The sequence below is a fragment of the bacterium genome (assembly GCA_026398675.1).
In the GTDB taxonomy this organism is placed as follows: Bacteria; RBG-13-66-14; RBG-13-66-14; order RBG-13-66-14; family RBG-13-66-14; genus RBG-13-66-14.
Genome location: JAPLSK010000344.1, coordinates 1 through 18,356 on the forward strand (window position 1 = coordinate 1; position 18,356 = coordinate 18,356).

Below are 18,356 nucleotides of genomic sequence, written 5' to 3' on the forward strand. Positions count from 1 at the left end.
CTTCAGGGGGAGGAAGTTCTCCGAGCGGTAGCTGGCCCGGTTGCGGTCGTTGGGGTGGAGATCCGCCTGCCACTCGCGCTTCTGGACCACGTGGCGGGCGTTGGCGAATGTGGGGACGAGCCTTCCGTCCGCATCGCGCCGCGTGGCCCCGCCGGCGTGGTCGAAGTGGAGGTGGGTCAGAATGACGTAGTCTATCTCCTCCGGCGCGAGCCCCCGCTCGGCCAGGGAGCCCAGGAGGGTCGGCGGCCGCTCCACGGCGAACATCTCCCTCTCCCCGCCCTTCCACTTGTCCCCCATCCCGGTCTCGATGAGGATGTTCTTCCCCCGGGTGCGGACCAGGGTGGAGGTGGCGGCGAGCCGGATACGGTTGGATTCGTCGGCCGGCGCCACACGCGACCAGAGCACCTTGGGCACCACGCCGAACATGGCGCCGCCGTCAAGCCTGAAGCGGCCGTCGGAGAGAATGGTCAGTTCCACGGTCCTGCTCCAGAGACGTATTTCGGAAGGGCTGACGAGTTCTAGAGCTCTCACCTTCGGCTTCCAATGGGGGAGACAAGGGGTTTAACCGAGCGAACCGAGCGAAGCGAGCTACGCCCCCGGCGAACCGAGCTATGCCCCTGGCAAACCGAGCGAAGCGAGCTACGCCTCTGGCGAAACCCCTTGCCCCCGTCCAAGTTTTTCGAGCAGGTGAACCGAGCGAAGCGAGCTACGCCCCCGGCAAATTGTAGCCGCAGCGGGGGCGGTAGTCAAACCCGGCTTTTCCGAAACGAGCGAAGCGAGTAATGCCCCAGTAAAACCCCTTGTTTCCTTACAGACGGTTGACCAGCCGGTCGTCCTTTTATACACTTCAACCCCGTGAGAGAAGGCGTTTTACCTACCCTGGACGAAGGCCGGCTCGACGGCCGGATCGGGCGGAAGCCCCTGGGGCTCTACCCGCGGATAGGCCTCGTCGCGCTCGGGGCGGCTCTCTACGTCCTCAGTTTCCCCATGGCCGGGGTCTACGGCCTGGCCTGGTTCGCCCTCGTCCCGCTCTTCATCGCCTCCCGCGACCTGACGCCGGGACAGGGCTTCCGGCACTGGTTCGTCTTCTCGTTCCTGGTCAACGTCTTCGGCTTCTACTGGCTGGCGCCCATCACCGTGCCGGGCTTCCTGCTGAGCGCGGTGCTGATGGCGCTCTACTCGGGGCTGGGCGGCTTGGTCCTGGCCCTGATCCGGCGGAACGTCCCCCGCCTGCCGTACTGGATCGCGGCCGCGCTGGCCTGGGGCGCCACGGAATACGTCAAGTGCCTCGGCTTCTACGCCTTTCCCTGGCTCGCCCTCGGCTACTCCCAGGCGCGCAACCTCCTGGCGGTGCAGACGGCGTCGCTCTTCGGGGTGTACGGCGTCTCGGCTGTGGTCATAGCGTTCAACGCCCTCGTGGCCGAGGCGGTGGACCGACTACGCGACCGGAGCTGGTGGAAGGCCCTTCTACCCTGGGGCGCCGCGGCCTTGGGGCTGGCGGCGGCGGTCCATCTGGGCGGCCTGGCGGCCCTCGGCGAGCCGACCTACCCCGAGCGGCCCGTGCGGGCGGCGATTCTCCAGGGCGGCATCCCCCAGGACCTGAAGTGGACCCCCTACTTCGTCACCTCGGGCGAGACCTACCGCATCTACGAGCATCAGGTTGAGCGGGCCGTCGAAAAGGCCGGTTCCGATTACCTGGACCTCGTCGTCTGGCCCGAGTCGTCGGCCAACTGCTACCTGGAGCGCACGCCGATGTGGTTCACCCTGGTGCGGGGGATGGTGAACCGATCGGGCTGCCGGCACCTGGTGGGGACGCAGGCGCTGGATTACGAGGGCGAGGGCGGCGCCGGGCGCCATTTCAACGCCGCCGTCCTCCTGGAGCCGGGAAATCCCAAGGCCCTGGAGCGCTACTATAAAATCCACCTCGTCCCCTTCTCCGAGGTCATCCCTTTCGGCCGGGACTCTGAATTGTTGAAGGGCATCCTCGCGAAGGCGAGCAACTTCGACATCGGCTGTCGCATGCCGCTGTTCGATGTAACGCCCGGTCGCGGTCCGGCGCCGATTCCCGCGCCGGACGCCTCGGCGGCAGACGACGACCCGACGACCTTCTCGCTCGCCGAGCGCCCCGAGCTCACCGCGGAGCTGCTGCCGGTGCCGCCGTCGGCCGCGGAACCCGTCATCGCCCGCTTCGGCCTTCTCATCTGCTTCGAGAGCATCTACCCCGAGATGGGGCTGGACTACACCCGGCGGGGCGCCGATTTCCTCGTGGTCATCACCAACGACGCCTGGTTCCGCCAGAGCGCGGCACCATACCAGCACGCCGAGGTTTCCATCCTGCGCGCCGTGGAGAGCCGCGTCCCCGTCCTGCGGGCGGCCAACGCCGGGGTGAGCCTGTGGGTGGACCCCTGGGGTCGCGCCCACGACGAAACCCTCCTGGACACCGAGGACGTGGTCCTGGTGAAAATCCCCCGGGCCGAGGGGCCGACCCCCTACATGCTCTGGGGGGACGCCCTCCCCTGGGCCGAGCTGGGCGCCTTTATCCTCCTCGCCCTTTATGCGGCCGTGGAAACCTACCGGCGGCGCGGGAGGAGGCGGCGTCCGTGAACGACACGGCGGCTTTATGATAATATCGGGACGCGCGTCCCACCGGGGCGGGGCGGTGTGGCTCTTCGGCGTCCTCGCGGTCGTCGCCGGGGTTCTTCTGCCCGGCTGCGGCGAGCTGGACGACGAGGCGTACATCGCCGTCATGGTCGAGCGCCTGCGCCTGGGGGCCGAGGAGGGGCTGCCGCCGGGGGAGGCGCTGGCCGAGGCCGCCCGGCTCCACGGCACCACCGCTCAATCGGTCTACGAGTACTCGCGGTGGCTCTTCCGCGACCGGGACCGGGACGTGCAGGTCGCCGCCGAGATAGCCGACCGGGGCCGACACTACCTGCGCGTTCCACGGGAAGGATTGCCGAACCTCCATGAGCCGTAGCCTCCTCCTCACCCTGATCCTCGCCGCCCTGACCCTCGGGGGGTGCGCCAAGACGGTGGACGACGACCTCTTCGTCAAGATTTCCATAGACCAGCTCCGCATCATGTTCGACGATGGGCTGAGCGCGGAGGATGCCCTCGAGAGGGCCGCCGAGTCCAACGACACTACGCTCGAAGACGTCCAGACTTACCAGGTCGAGCTCGAAGGTGACCCCGACCACCTCCGCGCGGTGCAGGACCGGATCAACCGGGAGACCGAGGAGCTCTTCACCCCGCCACCTCCGGAGTGATCGGCCAAGCCGGTCAACCGTTCACGGGAGACTTTCAAATGCGCATACCCATCGTCCTCCTGCCGCTTCTCCTGGTGCTCCTCGCCGGCTGCGGCTCCGACATGGACGACGAGACCTATGTCGCCGTCATCCTGGCCAAGACCACCTACATGCTCGAGGACGAGCTGCCGGTGGACGAGGCGCTGGCGAAGGCGGCGACCGACAACGGCGTCACTCCGGAAGACGTATACAAGTTCGAGGACTCCCTGTCCAACGACCCCGAGCACCTGGCGTCCGTCGTCGAGATGATCATGAACCGGAGCGGGGAGCTGCGGGAGAAGTTCGCCGAGCTCTACTCCCAGGCGTTGCCCGAGGCCGCGCCCGCCGTAGAGCCGGTCGCGCCCGTGGAGCCCGCGCCGCCCATCGAACCGACCCCGTCCGAGGAGACCCCATGAGAATCGTATGTGTCCTGGCCGCCGCGCTGGCCCTCCTGTTCACCGCGGGCTGCGGCGGGGGAGAGATAACGGATGAGCAGTACGTCGAGCTCATGAAGGACATCGCCCTGGCCGAGGCCCACGGGGAGCCGCTCCAGCCGGTGTACGAGAGCCACGGGATAGACCCGGAGCAGGTCCGCGCCTTCGAGGCCGCCCGGACTCCCGATGAGCTGGCCGAGCTCACCGGCAGCCTCCACGCCTCCGTCCGCCCCGCCGTCCCCCGGATGGACGAGGCGACCTACATCGCCATCTCGGTCCTGACCGTCAAGCTGGCCGGCGAGGGGCTGGCCGAAGACAAAATCCAGATGAGGGTCGAGGACGAGGTGGCCTCCCGGGGTTACACCATGAACGATATGGACAATTTCGCCACCTACGTGGCCGAGCACGCCGAGGTGCAGGAACGGGTGGAGAAAGCCATCTCCGACGCCATGGACGCCATGGGCAGTGGGGCCGCCGGCACCGCGCGCCACGGCCTCGAGGGGCTGGCCCCCGACGATGCTCGTTAGAATCCTGCCCTTCCTTCTTCTTCTCCTCCTCCTCCTCTCCTGCGAGGGGGAGTTGACCGTGCAATCCTACACCGACCTTCTCGCCGCCCGTCTGGAGGCCGCCTCCCGCGGGGAGAACCCGGACGCGGTTCTGCGGGACGCGGGCGTCGGGAAGGACGAGTACGATCGGTTCGAGTTCGATGTTTTTGCCGACCCCGACCTGGCGTCCCGGGTTCTGGAGACCATCCGCCGCGACCACCCCGAGCTTCTCCCGCCCGGGGAGGGGGTCCCGCCCGCCGATGAGAAATAGCGCCGTCGCCCTCGCGATCCTTCTCGCCGCGGCCCTCTTTCCGACGGGCTGCGCCGACGGGGGGTTCCACGAAGGCGATTACGTCAAGCTCACCGTGGACCTGACCCTCCTGGGCACGCGCGGAGGCCCGGGCGGATCCGTCCCCTCCGACCCGACCCTCCGGGCGCAGTGGCGCGTGGAGCAGGTGCAGAAACTCCTGGACGCTTACGGCGTCACCGAGGATGAATACATCGCCTACTCCCTGGAGCTCCACCAGAATGACGAGCGGTACTCCCGGGTGCTCAACGACATCGCCCTGGATCTCCAGGAGCGCAACCAGAGCCTGCGCGACGAGGAGGCCCCCGAGGAGGTCAAGCCGCCGCCCGGCTCCTTCGGTTAGCGGTTGAGCTGTCACCGGGCGCTTACATGTAGGGCGGGGTTTCCTAACCCCGCCGCTTTCGCATAGAAACAAGGGGCTTAAGCCCCTTGTCTTTATTATTCTTGTCGGCGGGTTGACAACCCCCTTTTTATATGCTAGTTTATTTGGTGGAATACATAAGTCCCATCCAAGGAGGTAAAGAAATGCGAAAGGCGCTGTTACTCGGGGGGGGCTGGTAATACTCCTCTTCGCCGCCCTGACCGCGTGCTCGGACGGGCTGTCGGCAGGGGATGACGACCCCCTGGCGGACAAGAGTGAGTGGATGGTCTACGGTTATACACTCCTTGAGAACCAAAACCCCCCTCCCTACTGGATTGCGCACGGAGCCAACGTAGGCCTGCGCTTGCTCTCCACCCCCGATAACTACATCTACACCGATATTTCAGATGAGCAGACGGGATACTACAGCTTCCCCCTTGAAGAACTGAATTACGGTTACTACGCCGTTGACGGCGGGTACGAAAACGCAACAACGAAGTGGTGGGGGTCAACATCGTTTATATGGGATGGTAGTTACAGCCCCGTGTGTAACATTCTTTTGTACATAGTAGATGAGTAGCCCGCAAAAGGCTGCTCTGTTGATTTTAAGGAGGATACGAGATGAAAACCCTGGTATTTTTCACCGTCCTGGCCGCCGCGGTGTGCCTGGCCGGTAACGCCGTTTCCGTTAGCCCAGAGCCGCCGTCGGAGTACAACGCCCACTGGCGGTTAATCTCGGACGGCCTCGTCGGCTGCGTCAGGGACGGCACGAACGTCTACGGCTCCAACGACAACGCGTATCTATCCTTCAGCGGGTTCACGGACAATCCCATCAGCATCTATGGCTACGACGGCGTTCTGATGAGGATAAATTACTCACAGGAGTCCGCCGACGATGGCGACTACTGTACGGTCTACGTATACGACAGCGATTTCGAATGCTGCCTGGCCCACGAATTCGAGGACACGGATGGCACGCGCACCGCACAGCTCATGCTCGACGGCCTGTACGGGACCCGGGACCTGCGGATTGATTTCAAGTGGGTCTCCGACTCTACCGGCGTGGACGAGGGCTTCCGTATGCACGACATCGAAATTTCCGGCTGCGTGTGGGGCGAGGGCGAGTACACCAACATCTTCACCTGGGGCGAATCTAACGACGTGACGGACCACCAGAACCTCGACGTGACCGACATGAGGTACGGCAACATGAGCTGCCTGGCCTTCGAGTACTCCACGGACCTGGACACTCAAGGCTGGTGGGCGGTGGACAACGTGGACCTCACGGCCGACGGGGAGAGCATCCTGCCCCTGCAGGCGGGAGGTTACGGCGTCGAGGACTTCGAGAACGGCGGCTGGCATCAGGACCAACACGGCCTCTCCGGTGAGTGGGAAACGGACACCGACCACGCCGCGGGGGATATGTCCGGTGCGAACTGGCAGTGCGACTCCGCCGCCAATCCCGGCAGCCTGTACGAGGCCGAAACGTTCACGCCCTGGGTCGCGGGGGGCGGCACGGGAACGTTCACCCTCGACTTCGACACCTGGTTTCACCCGCTGGGAACCGGCGAATCCGCCTCACTAGGCTTTTATGAAGCCGATGTGGATACCGTGTACCATGAGGTGTTCCACGACCTCGACGACTGGATCACGGACGATTATGGCTCGAACGTGGTTGATACCTCCTGGGGCGCCATCAAGGCGAGCTTCTAACCGAAGTTTCGCGTCGTAGGGCGGGGATTATATTCCCCGCCTTTTTTCAAATCTCCGCCCGCTCGCCAACGGGACCCCCCGTATCATAGAATCCCCCTTGTTCAACTCCTTCCGTGGGACGGCCCTTGACCGACGCCGAACAATCGCTGTGGCGGGACGACCCCCGCGCCGGCTTCTGGTGGTCCCTGGCCGGCGTGGCGGTGCCCGCCGCCGTGTACCTCATGATCCCCACCTTGACCGCCGAGCTCGGGGTGCTGGGGATGGGCGCCCTCTGGATGGCCGCGGCGGTGGGCTTCTACGTCATCCTGGTCCTCGTCCTCGGCCGGTTGAAAAAGCTCGCCATCCCACGGGGCTCGCGGATGCAGGTGGTCATTCTGGCCCTGGTTCAGGCCGTCGGAACCGGGCTCTTCTTCACCGCCCTCTCCCTGGCCGATCCCAACCTGGTCGCCTTCGCGGGCAACGCCACCCCGCTTTTCACCGTCATCGGCAGCCGGCTCATCTTCCGGGAGCGCTTCACGGCCGGGCAGTTTCTGGGCGGCGCCCTCGTCGTCGCCGGGGCCCTGGTCATCACCTACACCGACGAGAGCGGCTCGGTGGCCGGCGTACTGGTGATGGTCGCGGCGTCGCTCCTCTACGCCGTGCACACCCTCCTGGGGCGGCACCTGACCCGACGGGTGGACCCGCTGGCGCTGGGCTTTTGGCGGACGGTTCTCATGGCGGCGGGCTTCGTCGTCGTCGCCCTGGTCACGGGAAACTTCCGCCTGCCCTCATCGGGCGGGGACTGGCTGATGCTCCTCGCCGGCGGCCTGATCGGTCCCGTGGTGAGCATCGTCACCTACTACCTGGCGCTCGCCTGCTGGGACGCGGGGAAGGTGGACCTGGTCCGTTCCAGTACGTCGCTCTGGGTGCTGGTCTGGATCGTGTCCTTCACCGGCCGTCTGCCCGGGTGGGTCCAGCTCGCGGGTGGGGCGTTGACCATCGTGGGGGTGGTGCTGCTGCTCGCCCGCCGGGAGGCGGTGAAGGGCGGCGGGTCCGCCGGGGATTTGCCGCTCCCGCGGTTGAGTCACCGAAAGCCGGATGGGTATTAAATGGAAGCACACTCGGCGCGTTTTCGTGGAGCCCTGATTTCGAGGGGGCTTTTTTTCGTCGCCGACGGCGGACCGGGAACCTGGAACATCCGGCCTCCGTAACGTTCCGGGCGGCTTGGTTGATGAAGACTAAAGTAGCCAATCTTGCCGATTAGGATTGACGTTATCTGGCGAGTTTGGTACTATAAAGCCGTATTAATTTCATCGGAATATTAAGCGGACCCAGAGGTGAAAGAATGGTTCCGGAAAAAGAGGGGCAGGATCAGCGGATCGTCCTCACCCTCTGCATCTGCAGCTCGTGTCCGAGTTGGGTAGAGTGCGGCGAGCGGGGCGGCTACTGCTCTTCGAACATCGGCCGGAGCCGGAAGATAAAAAAGGAGCTGGGCTGCATCTGCGGCGGGTGCCCCATTATCGAGAAGCTGGGGCTCGTGCGGGATTACTTCTGCACCCGCGGCTCGGAGAAGAAGCAACTGGGCCGGTAGGGTGGGGAGAGTGCGGGATGGACCGACACACGAATGGGTTCGGCGGGTCTTTTTTTTCGCCTTCCCCCGCCGGTTTTCGCGGGAAATTCCGTTTCGGATTGACACATAACGGCTTGCGGGAGTAGAATCCCATGCCACTCGTCGGTTCCGCCTTGGACTAGGGAATTGAACCCAGGAGCGCAGTTGCCCGAGCTTTACCGAGTCAAGCGGGCAATCATCGAGATTGGGCGGCGCATGTACGCCCGGGGGATGGTGGCCGCCAACGACGGCAACATCTCCGTGCGGCTCGGCGGGGGGCTCTTCGCCGTCACCGCCGCCGGGGTGAGCAAGGGTTTCCTCACGCCCGACGACGTCGTCGTCATTGACGAGTCCGGCCGTAAAATCGAAGGTGGCGGGAGGCCCACCAGCGAGGCCAAGCTGCACCTCTTCGCATATTCCAGGCGTCCCGACGTGGGCGCGGTCTGCCACGCCCATCCCCCCTTCGCCACCGAGGAGCTGGCCCACTCCATCGAGGAGCACCTCGGCGGGGCCGACGCCTTCCTCCTGGCCAACCACGGCGTGCTGACCTTGGGCGCGGACCTCACCCAGGCCTACCACCGCCTCGAGACGGTGGAGCACTACGCGAAGATAGCGTGGCTGGCGTTGTCGTTGGGCGGGGCGACGCCGTTGCCGGAGGGGGAGCTGGACCGGCTGTGGTGCATCTCGAAGGGCCTGTCACCCGACTGCCGCAAGCCGGGCTGGGAATCTTCCAAGGAGTAGCCATGCCGAGCCTGTATTGTATCCGAGCTGAGGGCGGCGAATTCACCGAGGCATTCGTTCAGGGTGGTTACGCGGCCATCGGCTTCGATTCGCCCGACCTGACACCCTACATCGAGGGGGAGGACAAGGAAGTTCTGCGACGTGACTTCGCCGCCGCCCACCCTGATAGGAGTTCTCGTCTTGTGGCGTACTGCATCTGGCAGCTTTGGCGTTTCGCTACCGAATTACAGAAGGGGGACCTGATTCTGACTCCGGAGCGGGATACCGAACGGCTCCGCGTGGGGGCTATTGCCGGTGATTATTACTACGAGCGAAAAGAAGACCCCCAGTGCAATATGCCTCATCGCCGGAATGTCAAATGGGAGGAGCGTGTACTTTTACGTTCCACCCTGTCGGTTCCCATGCAGAACACCCTCCGCGCCTCTTTGACTCTCTACACAGTAATGGAAGAGGTTGACCCATCCGCGTTGTTTGAAGCTCTCCAAGACCCTGAAAAGGCGGCAACCCTTTTGGGGGTGGAGAAACCGAGCCATGCCCGAACACATGACGTGCTGTACGAAGCGGTACTGGACCGGATCCTGGAGCTCGACCCCGAGGAGTTCGAGGTCCTGGTCACCGAGCTTCTCTCAACCCTGGGCTTCGAGGCCCAGCACGTGGGCCGCGCCAGGGACGGCGGGATAGACGCCGTGGGAACCTTGGATGTCTTCGGTATGGCCAGGGTTGAACTCCAAGTGCAGTGCAAGCGATACCATCGGGAAGCTCGGATCAGCGCCAAGCAGGTGCGGGATTTCCGCGGAGCCGTCCCCGAGAACTCACAGGCCTGTTTCATCACCACCGCCGGCTACGCAAAAAATACCTGGGAGGAGGCTACCCGGGAGGGCTTCAAACGGATCGGCCTCATCAACGGCCGCCAGCTCGTGGACATCCTCACCGAGAAGTACCACGACTTACCGACCGAGCTTAAAGACCGTCTGAACCTGCGCCTCGCCCTCTTCCCCGAATAGGTGCGTGCAGGTTGACCGGTCCCTGGATGAGGAATCGGGCCGCGACAGGGTGACCGTAGGATATAAGGAGTCGGGTTGTCGCCGAGACGCAAGTTCAAGAAGGTGCTCGTGTGCGGAGCGGGCGAGGCGGGGCGGATGATCGCCCGCGAGATCCTGCACAACGCCGCGCACAGGTACATCTGTGTTGGCTTTCTGGACGACGACGAGGAGAAGGTCGGTTGGGAGATCGAGGGCGCGCCAATTCTCGGGACCATTGACGAGCTGCCGCGTTTCGTCGCCGAGACCGGGGCCGAGGAGGTGTTCATCACCGTACCGAGCGCCTCGGGCGCCTTGGTGCGCCGGGTCTCCAAGCTCTGCGACGAGGCCGATGTCCCCTTCCGCGTCCTGCCGAGCCTGTTCCAGGTCATCCACGGCGAAGCCGCCCTGACCCAGGTGCGCGACGTGCGCCTGGAGGACCTCCTGCGCCGGGAGCCCATCGAGCTCGACCTGGACCTGGTGAGCCGGTTCATCTCCGGCAAGACCGTTCTCGTCACCGGGGCCGGCGGTTCCATCGGCGAGGAAATCTGCTGCCAGGTCGCCACCTTCAAACCCGCCAAGCTCATCCTCCTGGGCCACGGCGAGAACTCCATCTTCGACACCTTTCACAACCTCTACCGTTGCAGCCCCACCTGCGAGATTGTGAGCGCCATCGTGGACCTGCGGGACAAGGCGCGGCTGGCCAGGGTTCTCGAAGTGCACTCCCCGGAGATAATCTTCCACGCCGCCGCGCACAAGCACGTTCCGCTCATGGAGGAGAATCCCTGCGAGGCCTTCGCCAACAACGTGAGCTCCATGCTGGCGCTGGCCGAGTTGGCCCCGGCGCACGGCGTCGGCCAGGTCGTCCTCATCTCCACGGACAAGGCGGTGGAGCCGTGCAACGCCATGGGGGCGTCCAAGGCGGTCTGCGAGGTGGTCGCCTATCTCGCCAACCGGGACAATCCCGACACGAATTTCATCTCGGTCCGGTTCGGCAACGTGCTGGGAAGCCGGGGGAGCGTGCTGGAGCTGTTCCGGCGGCAGATCGAACGGGGCGGCCCGGTCACCGTCACCGACGAGCGGATGGAGCGGTTTTTCATGACCATCCCCGAGGCGGTGGAGCTGGTGCTGCAGGCGTCCGCCGTGGGCCGCGGCGGCGAAATATTCGTCCTCGACATGGGTCAGCCCTTGCGCATCAAGGACCTGGCGAAGATGCTCATCGAGCTCTCCGGTTACACCCTGGACGAGATTCCCATCGTTTACACGGGGTTGCGTCCCGGCGAACGGCTCACCGAACGCCTGTTCTCCGCCGCCGAGGAGCGCCTTCCCAGCCCCCACCCCCAGGTGCTACTCGCGCGCCACAACGGCATCTACCCCGAGCTGTGGGACGTCATCCGCCGTCTGCGCGAGGCCGCCGTCGAGTTGAAGACCGACGAGTTGGCGGACCTCGTGAAGCGCATCGTTCCCGATTCCACGTGGAAGCCCGCAGACACGGCCTTCTGACGCCGGTTTCCCATCCACCCCGCGGCCGAACAGACGTTCGCCCGTCAGATTGACCGTTTGATTCTCAGACTGGTGCTTCAATTTGAATTGAAGAAGAACTCGCCGGCGGTCGCCTTCGCCGGGGTGCGATTCCGGCCCGGAGCAGATTCGAGAGGTGACCTATGTCCCAGACCGAGGTGCCCGTTCCCGAGCGCAAGCGCATCGCCCTCATCGCCCACGACAACCGCAAGACCGACCTGGTCGCCTGGGCCCGTTACAACCGGAGCGTTCTGGCCCATCACGAGCTCTACGGCACCGGGACCACGGGCCGCGTCATCTCGGAGGAGCTCGGCCTCCCGGTGTTCCGGTTCAAGAGCGGCCCCCTGGGCGGCGACCAGCAGGTCGGGGCGCTCATCGCCGAGGGCGGCCTGGACTTCGTCATCTTCTTCTGGGACCCCCTCGAACCGCACCCCCACGACGTGGACGTCAAGGCGCTCCTGCGCATAGCCGTGGTGTACAACGTGCCCATCGCCTGCAACCGCGCCAGCGCCGACTTCATCATCTCCTCCCCGCTGATGGACCAGGAGTACCGCCGTCTGGTGATAGACTACGACGAGCGGTTGCCCGGAGCTTGACGGTCAATCCCGTTCCCGCAAAGCCGCCCCCCGGGCGGTTTTTCGTTTACCGACACTGGCGGGTATGGTATTTGCTCTGACATTCGATGCCGAGCTCCGAAAGAGGACGTCCCACCGTAAGAAAGGTAATCAACGTGGTTTTCCTCCTGGTTCACGACGATTGGGAAGCGAGCGGTCGGATGTGGCGGACCCCGCCCTGGCCGACCTTTGCGGTGGGCGACGACGGGTTGTGGCCCGAGGAGCCGGTGTGGGTCACCGCGGACTTGACCGGTTTCCTCCGGCGCTGGCACGAGGAACGGGACCCGCGGAAGGTGGAGCTGTGGGTCAGCGGAGGCAACCCCGGCGAGGATGTTTGCTATTTCACCTCGGAGGAGCCGAAGCAGTCGCGGACCCTGACGGAGGTGGAGGAGCCCGCGCCCTGGTGTGTCATGCGGGCCGTGTGGTAGGCGCGGCGGGACCGGCCGCGAATGTCAGTCGGTCCCGGAACGGATTCGCTCCGGGCGACCGATGAAGATCAATGCCTGAGGTTTAACGGCGGAGGGATGAGATGAAAAAGATAACAATCATCAAGGTGTCGGTGCTGGTCGTCTGCCTGGCGGCCTCGATCGCCGCGGCCCGTGACGATATGCTCCTGGACCAGCTCGGCCTGCCGGGATCGTGGGGCGACACCTGCGTTCAGTTCGGTTCGTCGAACGACCGCTGGATCGCGGACGATTTCATCACCGAGGTGGACTGCACCGTGGAGACGTTCGTGTGCCAGTTCGTCAGCAGCGGGGTGGGAACGGTGTCATTTTCCGGCTTTAGGCTGGAGATTTTCGCGGATACCCTCGGCGAAGGTCCGGTGTGGGAGGCGTTCATCCCCGCGCGGGACGTGGACGTGACGGTGGCGGGTGACCCGATGGGCGCGTTCCGGGTTTACTCTGCGTCCATCTCGCTGAATCCCGCCGACTACTTCTACGCCCGCTCGGGGACCACCTACTGGGTCGCCTGGCAGATACAGGACGCCAGCAACTGCCGCAACATGACGGTCCACCAGGGCGATTCCGACGGCTCGCAAGCCTGGGAGTACTTCAGGGGCTCGTGGCGGGAGATCGGGGACATCGCCGATGCCGCGGTTTTCCTGGGCGGCACGAAACCCGGGGAGATTTGCATGATGACCTTCGGCTACATCAAGGCGCTGTATCGTTAATCCGCCGACGAATGGAAAGACCGGCCCCGGCCGGTCTTTTTTATGCCTTGGTGGGATTACTCCGCCAAACTGGCCGCGTCTCCCTCTCCCTTCCAGGGGGAGGCTCGCCTACGGGTTGGGGTGAGGGGCGAGGCGTGAAAGCGGCGGGGACTGAAGTCCCCGCCCTACATTTAAGCGCACGGCGGGTGTGGACACCCTCCCCGGCGGATTAAGGCAGCAGGCAGGCGTCGGCGGCCTCGAAGCCCCCAACGATGGACTGGTCCATGTGGAGGTACTCCCAGCGGGCGTAGCGCCCGGCCAGGTGAACCCCCCGACGGGCCAGCTCGTCCCGGAGGGCCAGGCGGACCCGCTCGGCGGCCGTGGTCTGGAAGGAGTAAGTGTAGCGGAAGGCGCGCGCGTCCCGGGCGATAATTTCATCCTCCCCGCCGATGCGCCCGATTTTTACGAGGTCCGCGACGACCCGGCCGGTGAGGGCGTCGAGGTCCGGCCGCTCCGTGTGGATGTAGGAAACCTCGGCCACGACCGAGCCGCGCCCCTCCGGCACCATGTCTGGGGCGTAGTTCTCCGGGATGTGCAGCCGGTGGAAGGCGAGGTCGGGGTCGGGGAAATACTCCCAGTGCGAATCGTCTCCGGGCCGGGGCCTCTTCAGGCCCAGGTGTATGAAGGCGGTGCCGACGCAGGGGAGATCCTTCGCGCCCTCGACCAGCTCCGCGGGCAGGTCCAGGGCGATTTTGGCGAGCCGCGGCAGGGGGATGGTAGATACCAGGGCGCCGTAGGGGTGGCGCTCGCCGTCGCCGGTCTCGACCCAGCGCTCGCCGGTGTGGACGCGCTTCACGACGGTGCGCAGCCGGAGCTCGCCGGGGACGGTGTCGGCCATGCGGCGGGCCAGGGCGCCGATGCCGCCCGTGCGCGGGTAGTTGAAACCGGCGTTGGGTCCGCGCCTGGGGGTGAAGCCCAGGGAGACGAGCCAGAGGCCGCGGCGGGGGAATTTTGGCAAAAATTTCCGAGCCCACTCCGGGTCCATCCCGTCCAGCGGGTAGCGCCAGAGCTTGGCGTTATAGTCGGTGAAAAACTCCCTGGCCAGGGCCTCGCCGTACTGGGCGCGGGCGATTTCGGTGAAGGTCGGCGAGGCGGGCTCGGCCCTCCCGGCGCGGTGCAGACCCGGCAGGTAGCGCCTCTTCAAGACCCGAGACCGGACGAAGCCCTCCTGGATGGGGTACTCGATGAGCTCCTCTCCGATGCGGATACGTGCGCGGCGGGGCTGGCGCGTCCACTCGCCCCCGAGAAGCCGCTCGCAGAACTCCCGGCTGGCGGCCGAGCGGAAGAAGAGGACGTGCGGCCCCAGGTCGTAGCTGAAGCCGTCGTAGCTGATGGTCTGCGAGATGCCGCCCACGCGGTCGGCGGCCTCGAATATTACGGCACGCCCGCCCAGACGGTGGGCGGCGCCCAGTCCGGCCAGACCGGCCCCGATGACGATGACAGGATTCATCTTTTTAATAAAAACGGCCGCCTTCGGCCGGTCGCGCGGTGACGGGCGGACCTACTTGGTTATCGCGGGGACCTGTATCTTCGAGAGCCGCCAAAACGCCACGCCGTAAAAGACCAGAAGTATTCCGGCGAAAATCCAGGAGTAGAGCGCGGGCAGCCACAAGAGCCCCACCGAGGCGGCCAGGACGGCGCACACCGAGAGCGCGGTCAACAGCACCCGGGGGACGCTCCACCCGGCGCGCACCAGGCGCAGGGCGAAGTGGTCCGGCGAGCCCTGGAACACCGACCAGCCGCGCTTGGTACGGTGGTAGGAGACCAGGAGGACCTCGAAAATGACCGGGCTGATGACCGCGGCGGCCACCACGATTTCCTGCACGTTCCAGGGGTAGGCGTCGAAAATCCAGATGGAGAGGAAGATGCTGACCACGAAACCCAGCGGAAGGCTGCCGCCGTCGCCCAGGTAGATGGTGGCCGGCGGGCGGTTGAAGGCCAAAACCCCCCCCATGAGGCCGGCCAGGATCAAGGGCGCCACCGCGATGGCCTCCAGGGTCCCCGAGGCGGAGGGTGACTGGTACATCACGAAGAGGGCCAGGCAGATAAAAAAGCTCACCCCCGAGGCCAGGCCGTCCAGCACGTCTATCTGGTTGAAGCCGTTACCCAGGATGACGATGCCGACCACGCCCAGGATGATGAGCGCCAGGTCCATGCGCAGGCCGAGCACGTGGACGAAGAGGGGATAGAAGATGGCGATGAGCGCCACCTCGAGCAGGAACTTCACCATCACCCTCACCGGGCGGAGGTCGTCGAAGGTGCCCAGGAAGGTCAGCGTCCCGGCCACCGCCGCCAACAGGACCACCCACCAGGGCGCGTCGAAAAAGGCGAAGAGGAGGACGAGGAAGGGGATGAAGACGCCGATACCCCCGAGGTAGGGTACCGGATGGGTGTGGGTCTCGACGATGGGGTTGGGCTCGTTGTGGATTTTCCAGCGCCGGGCGACCACCCGCGCGGCGAAGACGCACAGAAGCCCGGCGGCGAAGGAGACGGCGAATGTGACTGCCGGATGCAGGGTCGGGCTCACCTTAACGGGCTCCCCGGTCCGGAAGAGCCTTACAACTATACCTCAACGGCCGGGCCGTTTCAAGGTGTTCGGTGCCCGGCGACGGTCCGCTAGTGGAGCTTCGCCAGGGCGAAGTCGTCGGTGTGTGGGACGCCGTCCACCTCGTACCCCACCGTATAGGTTCCCTCCTTGACTCCTTGGATGACGCCCGGGTAGGCGACGAAGGAGGTACCCGGCGGCTCGACGACCACGGTTGCGCCGGGGACGGCTTTCTCGGGTTTCCAGACCTCCACGTAGGGGTAAATCCAGTCAACGCCCCGGGTATCCCGCTCGCCCTCGTTCAAAAAGCCTTGGAATTCCACGGTGACGGTGTCGCCCTCGAAGGCGACCACCGTGGTCTTTTCCCAGTTGAGCGCGGTCACGTACCGGGGGTCGAAGTAGGTGGCCCAGACTGTGTCCCCGACGGCGTAGGACGGGGCGGGCGTCTCCTCGATAGCGGCTTCCCCCTGGGCGTTCTCCTCGTCGGTCTTTTCCCCCCCGCAGGAGGCGAGGGCCAGACAGAGGCCGAGGGCGGTAAATAATGCGAGGTGAATTCTCACCATCCGTTCCTCCAAGAAAAAGGGCGGTTATCCCGCCCGTTGGAACAAGGGGCTTAAGCCCCTTGCCTTCCCGACCCGGTTCAGACTTCCCAGCTCGGCTCGGCGCTCACCGCGCGGAAGAGGAGGCGATGACTGACGGGATAGTCGCCGAAGTACTGGTTGACGAACTCCTGCATCTCGTGGTACTCCTCGCCCTCGGTGAAGTCGGCGAGGAGCTCGAGGTGGACGCGGGCGCCGTATATGTGGCGCGGATCCTTGGCCGGTCCCAGCACGACCAGGAGGCCTTTCTTGGTCTTCAAGAGGTTCTCGTAGGTGTGTGGGGCCGCGACGAGGGCGCAGGTGATGGTGTCGTCGGCGTGCATCCGCGCCGAGTTCATGATGCAGACCTCGAGGCGGGCGTCCTGCGGGTCCCCCGTGGCCAGGAAGGCCGTGGCGTCGTCGCGGTTGACCAGGTAGCGGATTTTGTCGAGGAGTTCCATGACCCGTGCCCTCTCAATTTCCCTCTATTACTATCAAACCTGGACCCGGAGTGCAAGTAAAAAATTACATTCCGGGGCCGGAATACTTAGTTTAACGTGGGGATGCCCGTCCCGGGTGAATCCGGGGACCGCGGTGGAATTCCCCGACGCTTGACGACTTTCCCCCTTGACATCGAGGCGAACATGTAGTAACTTACACCGCGCCTGTGGGGTGAGCCCCGTAGGCGAGGGCGCGAATAGCACGCGGGAGCGCACAGGCGCTTACCGAAAGCCCGAAGAAGGTGCTATGTTCTTTGAAAGCTGGTAGGTGGGCACGGGGTTTTTTGACCCCGAGCCCGAGTACTACTCGAACGTTCCGATGGTTTTGGTTTGGTGATGCGCCAGGTGGGCCTTCGGGCCCAACAAAATGACCCGATGATAAGACGCTATGCGTCTTTTCTTTCACTTCGGAGAGTTTGATCCTGGCTCAGGACAAACGCTGGCGGCGTGCTTAAGCTTATGCAAGTCGAACGCGAACGGTTCCTTCGGGATCCTAGTAGTGTGGCGAACGGGTGAGTAACGCGTGGGTAACCTGCCCCGATCCTGGGGATAACTCCCGGAAACGGGAGCTAATACCGAATGTGGCAGTCGGTCGGATGGCCGACGGTCAAAGGTGGCCTCTGCTTGCAAGCTGCCGGGTCGGGAGGGGCCCGCGTCCCATTAGCTAGTTGGTGGGGTAACGGCTCACCAAGGCTGCGATGGGTAGCCGGCCTGAGAGGGTGTACGGCCACACTGGCACTGAGACAAGGGCCAGTCCCCTATGGGAGGCGCAGGCGGGAATAGTTCCCAATGGACGAAAGTCTGAGGACGCGACGCCGCGTGAGCGAAGACGGCCTTCGGGTTGTAAAGCTCTGTCAGGAGGGAAGAAGGTACGACGGGATAATACCCCGGCGCACTGACGGTACCTCCAGAGGAAGCCCCGGCTAAATACGTGCCAGCAGCCGCGGTAATACGTATGGGGCGAGCGTTGTCCGGAATCACTGGGCGTAAAGGGCGCGCAGGCGGTTAGGTAAGTCGGAGGTGAAATCCCCAAGCTCAACTTGGGAACTGCCTTCGATACTGCCTGGCTAGAGTGGCGGAGAGGAAAGCGGAACTCCTGGTGTAACGGTGGAATGTGTAGATATCAGGAGGAACACCGGTGGCGAAGGCGGCTTTCTGGACGCACACTGACGCTCAGGCGCGAAAGCGTGGGGAGCAAACAGGATTAGATACCCTGGTAGTCCACGCTGTAAACGATGGGCACTAGGTGTCGGGGGTAACGACCCCCCCGGTGCCGGAGTTAACGCATTAAGTGCCCCGCCTGGGGTGTACGGTCGCAAGACTGAAACTCAAAGGAAATGACGGGGACCCGCACAAGCGGTGTAGCATGTGGCTCAATTCGAAGCAACGCGAAGAACCT

General features: G+C 64.7%; 22 protein-coding genes and 1 rRNA gene. 18 read left to right on the forward strand and 5 right to left on the reverse strand.

Going from position 1 to position 18,356, the window contains the following annotated elements; genetic code table 11:
- The coding region (locus NTW26_10300) for an MBL fold metallo-hydrolase (GenBank protein MCX7022641.1) at window positions 1–477 on the reverse strand (477 nt) is incomplete at its 3' end.
- A gap of 378 nt (window positions 478–855) precedes the next feature.
- Here NTW26_10300 and lnt point away from each other — a divergent pair.
- The 17 genes from lnt (at window position 856) to NTW26_10385 (ending at window position 13,295) form a co-directional block, all read left to right on the forward strand.
- Window positions 856–2,604 (forward strand): apolipoprotein N-acyltransferase, encoded by a 1,749-nt coding sequence (gene lnt / locus NTW26_10305; GenBank protein MCX7022642.1) that lies wholly within the window; start codon window positions 856–858, stop codon window positions 2,602–2,604.
- Between the two features lie 16 nt (window positions 2,605–2,620).
- Entirely contained in the window at window positions 2,621–2,974 is a 354-nt protein-coding gene (locus tag NTW26_10310) for a hypothetical protein (protein ID MCX7022643.1), read from the forward strand.
- A complete protein-coding gene (locus tag NTW26_10315) occupies window positions 2,964–3,263 on the forward strand; it encodes a hypothetical protein (protein MCX7022644.1) in 300 nt (99 codons plus the stop codon). Before NTW26_10310 ends, NTW26_10315 begins: the two co-directional genes overlap by 11 nt.
- 38 nt (window positions 3,264–3,301) lie before the next feature.
- Window positions 3,302–3,697, forward strand: coding sequence for a hypothetical protein (locus tag NTW26_10320; protein ID MCX7022645.1), 396 nt, complete (start codon window positions 3,302–3,304; stop codon window positions 3,695–3,697).
- The gene (locus NTW26_10325; GenBank protein ID MCX7022646.1) at window positions 3,694–4,242 is read left to right on the forward strand and encodes a hypothetical protein; all 549 of its coding nucleotides are present in this window, start codon (window positions 3,694–3,696) and stop codon (window positions 4,240–4,242) included. The genes NTW26_10320 and NTW26_10325 overlap by 4 nt, the downstream gene beginning before the upstream one ends.
- The gene (locus tag NTW26_10330; GenBank protein ID MCX7022647.1) at window positions 4,232–4,531 is read left to right on the forward strand and encodes a hypothetical protein; all 300 of its coding nucleotides are present in this window, start codon (window positions 4,232–4,234) and stop codon (window positions 4,529–4,531) included. Before NTW26_10325 ends, NTW26_10330 begins: the two co-directional genes overlap by 11 nt.
- Complete coding sequence (locus NTW26_10335; GenBank protein ID MCX7022648.1) at window positions 4,521–4,910, forward strand: hypothetical protein; 390 nt, start codon at window positions 4,521–4,523, stop codon at window positions 4,908–4,910. The genes NTW26_10330 and NTW26_10335 overlap by 11 nt, the downstream gene beginning before the upstream one ends.
- 301 nt (window positions 4,911–5,211) lie before the next feature.
- Window positions 5,212–5,508, forward strand: coding sequence for a hypothetical protein (locus NTW26_10340; protein MCX7022649.1), 297 nt, complete (start codon window positions 5,212–5,214; stop codon window positions 5,506–5,508).
- A 41-nt stretch (window positions 5,509–5,549) separates the two neighbouring features.
- On the forward strand, window positions 5,550–6,641 hold the full coding sequence (locus NTW26_10345; GenBank protein MCX7022650.1) for a hypothetical protein: 1,092 nt from the start codon (window positions 5,550–5,552) through the stop codon (window positions 6,639–6,641).
- A 125-nt stretch (window positions 6,642–6,766) separates the two neighbouring features.
- Complete coding sequence (locus tag NTW26_10350) at window positions 6,767–7,729, forward strand: DMT family transporter (GenBank protein MCX7022651.1); 963 nt, start codon at window positions 6,767–6,769, stop codon at window positions 7,727–7,729.
- A 236-nt stretch (window positions 7,730–7,965) separates the two neighbouring features.
- Window positions 7,966–8,211: a DUF2769 domain-containing protein gene (locus NTW26_10355; GenBank protein MCX7022652.1), complete on the forward strand. Its 246-nt coding sequence runs from the start codon at window positions 7,966–7,968 to the stop codon at window positions 8,209–8,211.
- A 183-nt stretch (window positions 8,212–8,394) separates the two neighbouring features.
- Window positions 8,395–8,970: a class II aldolase/adducin family protein gene (locus NTW26_10360; GenBank protein MCX7022653.1), complete on the forward strand. Its 576-nt coding sequence runs from the start codon at window positions 8,395–8,397 to the stop codon at window positions 8,968–8,970.
- 2 nt (window positions 8,971–8,972) lie between these two features.
- On the forward strand, window positions 8,973–9,974 hold the full coding sequence (locus tag NTW26_10365; GenBank protein ID MCX7022654.1) for a restriction endonuclease: 1,002 nt from the start codon (window positions 8,973–8,975) through the stop codon (window positions 9,972–9,974).
- Between the two features lie 75 nt (window positions 9,975–10,049).
- Window positions 10,050–11,492: a nucleoside-diphosphate sugar epimerase/dehydratase gene (locus NTW26_10370; GenBank protein MCX7022655.1), complete on the forward strand. Its 1,443-nt coding sequence runs from the start codon at window positions 10,050–10,052 to the stop codon at window positions 11,490–11,492.
- A 161-nt stretch (window positions 11,493–11,653) separates the two neighbouring features.
- Entirely contained in the window at window positions 11,654–12,106 is a 453-nt protein-coding gene (locus NTW26_10375) for a methylglyoxal synthase (protein ID MCX7022656.1), read from the forward strand.
- Between the two features lie 134 nt (window positions 12,107–12,240).
- Window positions 12,241–12,552, forward strand: a complete 312-nt coding sequence (locus NTW26_10380; GenBank protein ID MCX7022657.1) for a hypothetical protein — start codon at window positions 12,241–12,243, stop codon at window positions 12,550–12,552.
- 101 nt (window positions 12,553–12,653) lie between these two features.
- Window positions 12,654–13,295: a hypothetical protein gene (locus NTW26_10385; protein MCX7022658.1), complete on the forward strand. Its 642-nt coding sequence runs from the start codon at window positions 12,654–12,656 to the stop codon at window positions 13,293–13,295.
- A 208-nt stretch (window positions 13,296–13,503) separates the two neighbouring features.
- On the opposite strand, the gene NTW26_10390 is transcribed toward NTW26_10385, so the two are convergent.
- The 4 genes from NTW26_10390 to NTW26_10405 all read right to left on the reverse strand — a co-directional run bounded on the left by NTW26_10390 (window position 13,504) and on the right by NTW26_10405 (window position 16,918).
- The gene (locus tag NTW26_10390) at window positions 13,504–14,784 is read right to left on the reverse strand and encodes an FAD-dependent oxidoreductase (GenBank protein ID MCX7022659.1); all 1,281 of its coding nucleotides are present in this window, start codon (window positions 14,782–14,784) and stop codon (window positions 13,504–13,506) included.
- A 51-nt stretch (window positions 14,785–14,835) separates the two neighbouring features.
- The gene (locus tag NTW26_10395; protein ID MCX7022660.1) at window positions 14,836–15,861 is read right to left on the reverse strand and encodes an MraY family glycosyltransferase; all 1,026 of its coding nucleotides are present in this window, start codon (window positions 15,859–15,861) and stop codon (window positions 14,836–14,838) included.
- A gap of 89 nt (window positions 15,862–15,950) precedes the next feature.
- On the reverse strand, window positions 15,951–16,442 hold the full coding sequence (locus tag NTW26_10400; protein MCX7022661.1) for a hypothetical protein: 492 nt from the start codon (window positions 16,440–16,442) through the stop codon (window positions 15,951–15,953).
- 77 nt (window positions 16,443–16,519) lie between these two features.
- Entirely contained in the window at window positions 16,520–16,918 is a 399-nt protein-coding gene (locus NTW26_10405; protein ID MCX7022662.1) for a hypothetical protein, read from the reverse strand.
- Between the two features lie 443 nt (window positions 16,919–17,361).
- On the opposite strand from NTW26_10405, the gene NTW26_10410 reads away from it, so the two are divergent.
- A 16S ribosomal RNA gene (locus NTW26_10410) occupies window positions 17,362–18,356 on the forward strand; the annotation flags it as partial.

What these genes read in the sequence shown, in the direction of transcription:
- NTW26_10310 (MCX7022643.1), top strand. Translation starts at nt 2,621, where the DNA reads ATGATAATATCGGGACGCGCGTCCCACCGGGGCGGGGCGGTGTGGCTC.
- NTW26_10315 (MCX7022644.1), top strand. Translation starts at nt 2,964, where the DNA reads ATGAGCCGTAGCCTCCTCCTCACCCTGATCCTCGCCGCCCTGACCCTC.
- NTW26_10320 (MCX7022645.1), top strand. Translation starts at nt 3,302, where the DNA reads ATGCGCATACCCATCGTCCTCCTGCCGCTTCTCCTGGTGCTCCTCGCC.
- NTW26_10325 (MCX7022646.1), top strand. Translation starts at nt 3,694, where the DNA reads ATGAGAATCGTATGTGTCCTGGCCGCCGCGCTGGCCCTCCTGTTCACC.
- NTW26_10330 (MCX7022647.1), top strand. Translation starts at nt 4,232, where the DNA reads ATGCTCGTTAGAATCCTGCCCTTCCTTCTTCTTCTCCTCCTCCTCCTC.
- NTW26_10335 (MCX7022648.1), top strand. Translation starts at nt 4,521, where the DNA reads ATGAGAAATAGCGCCGTCGCCCTCGCGATCCTTCTCGCCGCGGCCCTC.
- NTW26_10340 (MCX7022649.1), top strand. Translation starts at nt 5,212, where the DNA reads ATGGTCTACGGTTATACACTCCTTGAGAACCAAAACCCCCCTCCCTAC.
- NTW26_10345 (MCX7022650.1), top strand. Translation starts at nt 5,550, where the DNA reads ATGAAAACCCTGGTATTTTTCACCGTCCTGGCCGCCGCGGTGTGCCTG.
- NTW26_10355 (MCX7022652.1), top strand. Translation starts at nt 7,966, where the DNA reads ATGGTTCCGGAAAAAGAGGGGCAGGATCAGCGGATCGTCCTCACCCTC.
- NTW26_10365 (MCX7022654.1), top strand. Translation starts at nt 8,973, where the DNA reads ATGCCGAGCCTGTATTGTATCCGAGCTGAGGGCGGCGAATTCACCGAG.
- NTW26_10375 (MCX7022656.1), top strand. Translation starts at nt 11,654, where the DNA reads ATGTCCCAGACCGAGGTGCCCGTTCCCGAGCGCAAGCGCATCGCCCTC.
- NTW26_10385 (MCX7022658.1), top strand. Translation starts at nt 12,654, where the DNA reads ATGAAAAAGATAACAATCATCAAGGTGTCGGTGCTGGTCGTCTGCCTG.
- NTW26_10390 (MCX7022659.1), bottom strand. Translation starts at nt 14,784, where the DNA reads ATGAATCCTGTCATCGTCATCGGGGCCGGTCTGGCCGGACTGGGCGCC.
- NTW26_10400 (MCX7022661.1), bottom strand. Translation starts at nt 16,442, where the DNA reads ATGGTGAGAATTCACCTCGCATTATTTACCGCCCTCGGCCTCTGTCTG.
- NTW26_10405 (MCX7022662.1), bottom strand. Translation starts at nt 16,918, where the DNA reads ATGGAACTCCTCGACAAAATCCGCTACCTGGTCAACCGCGACGACGCC.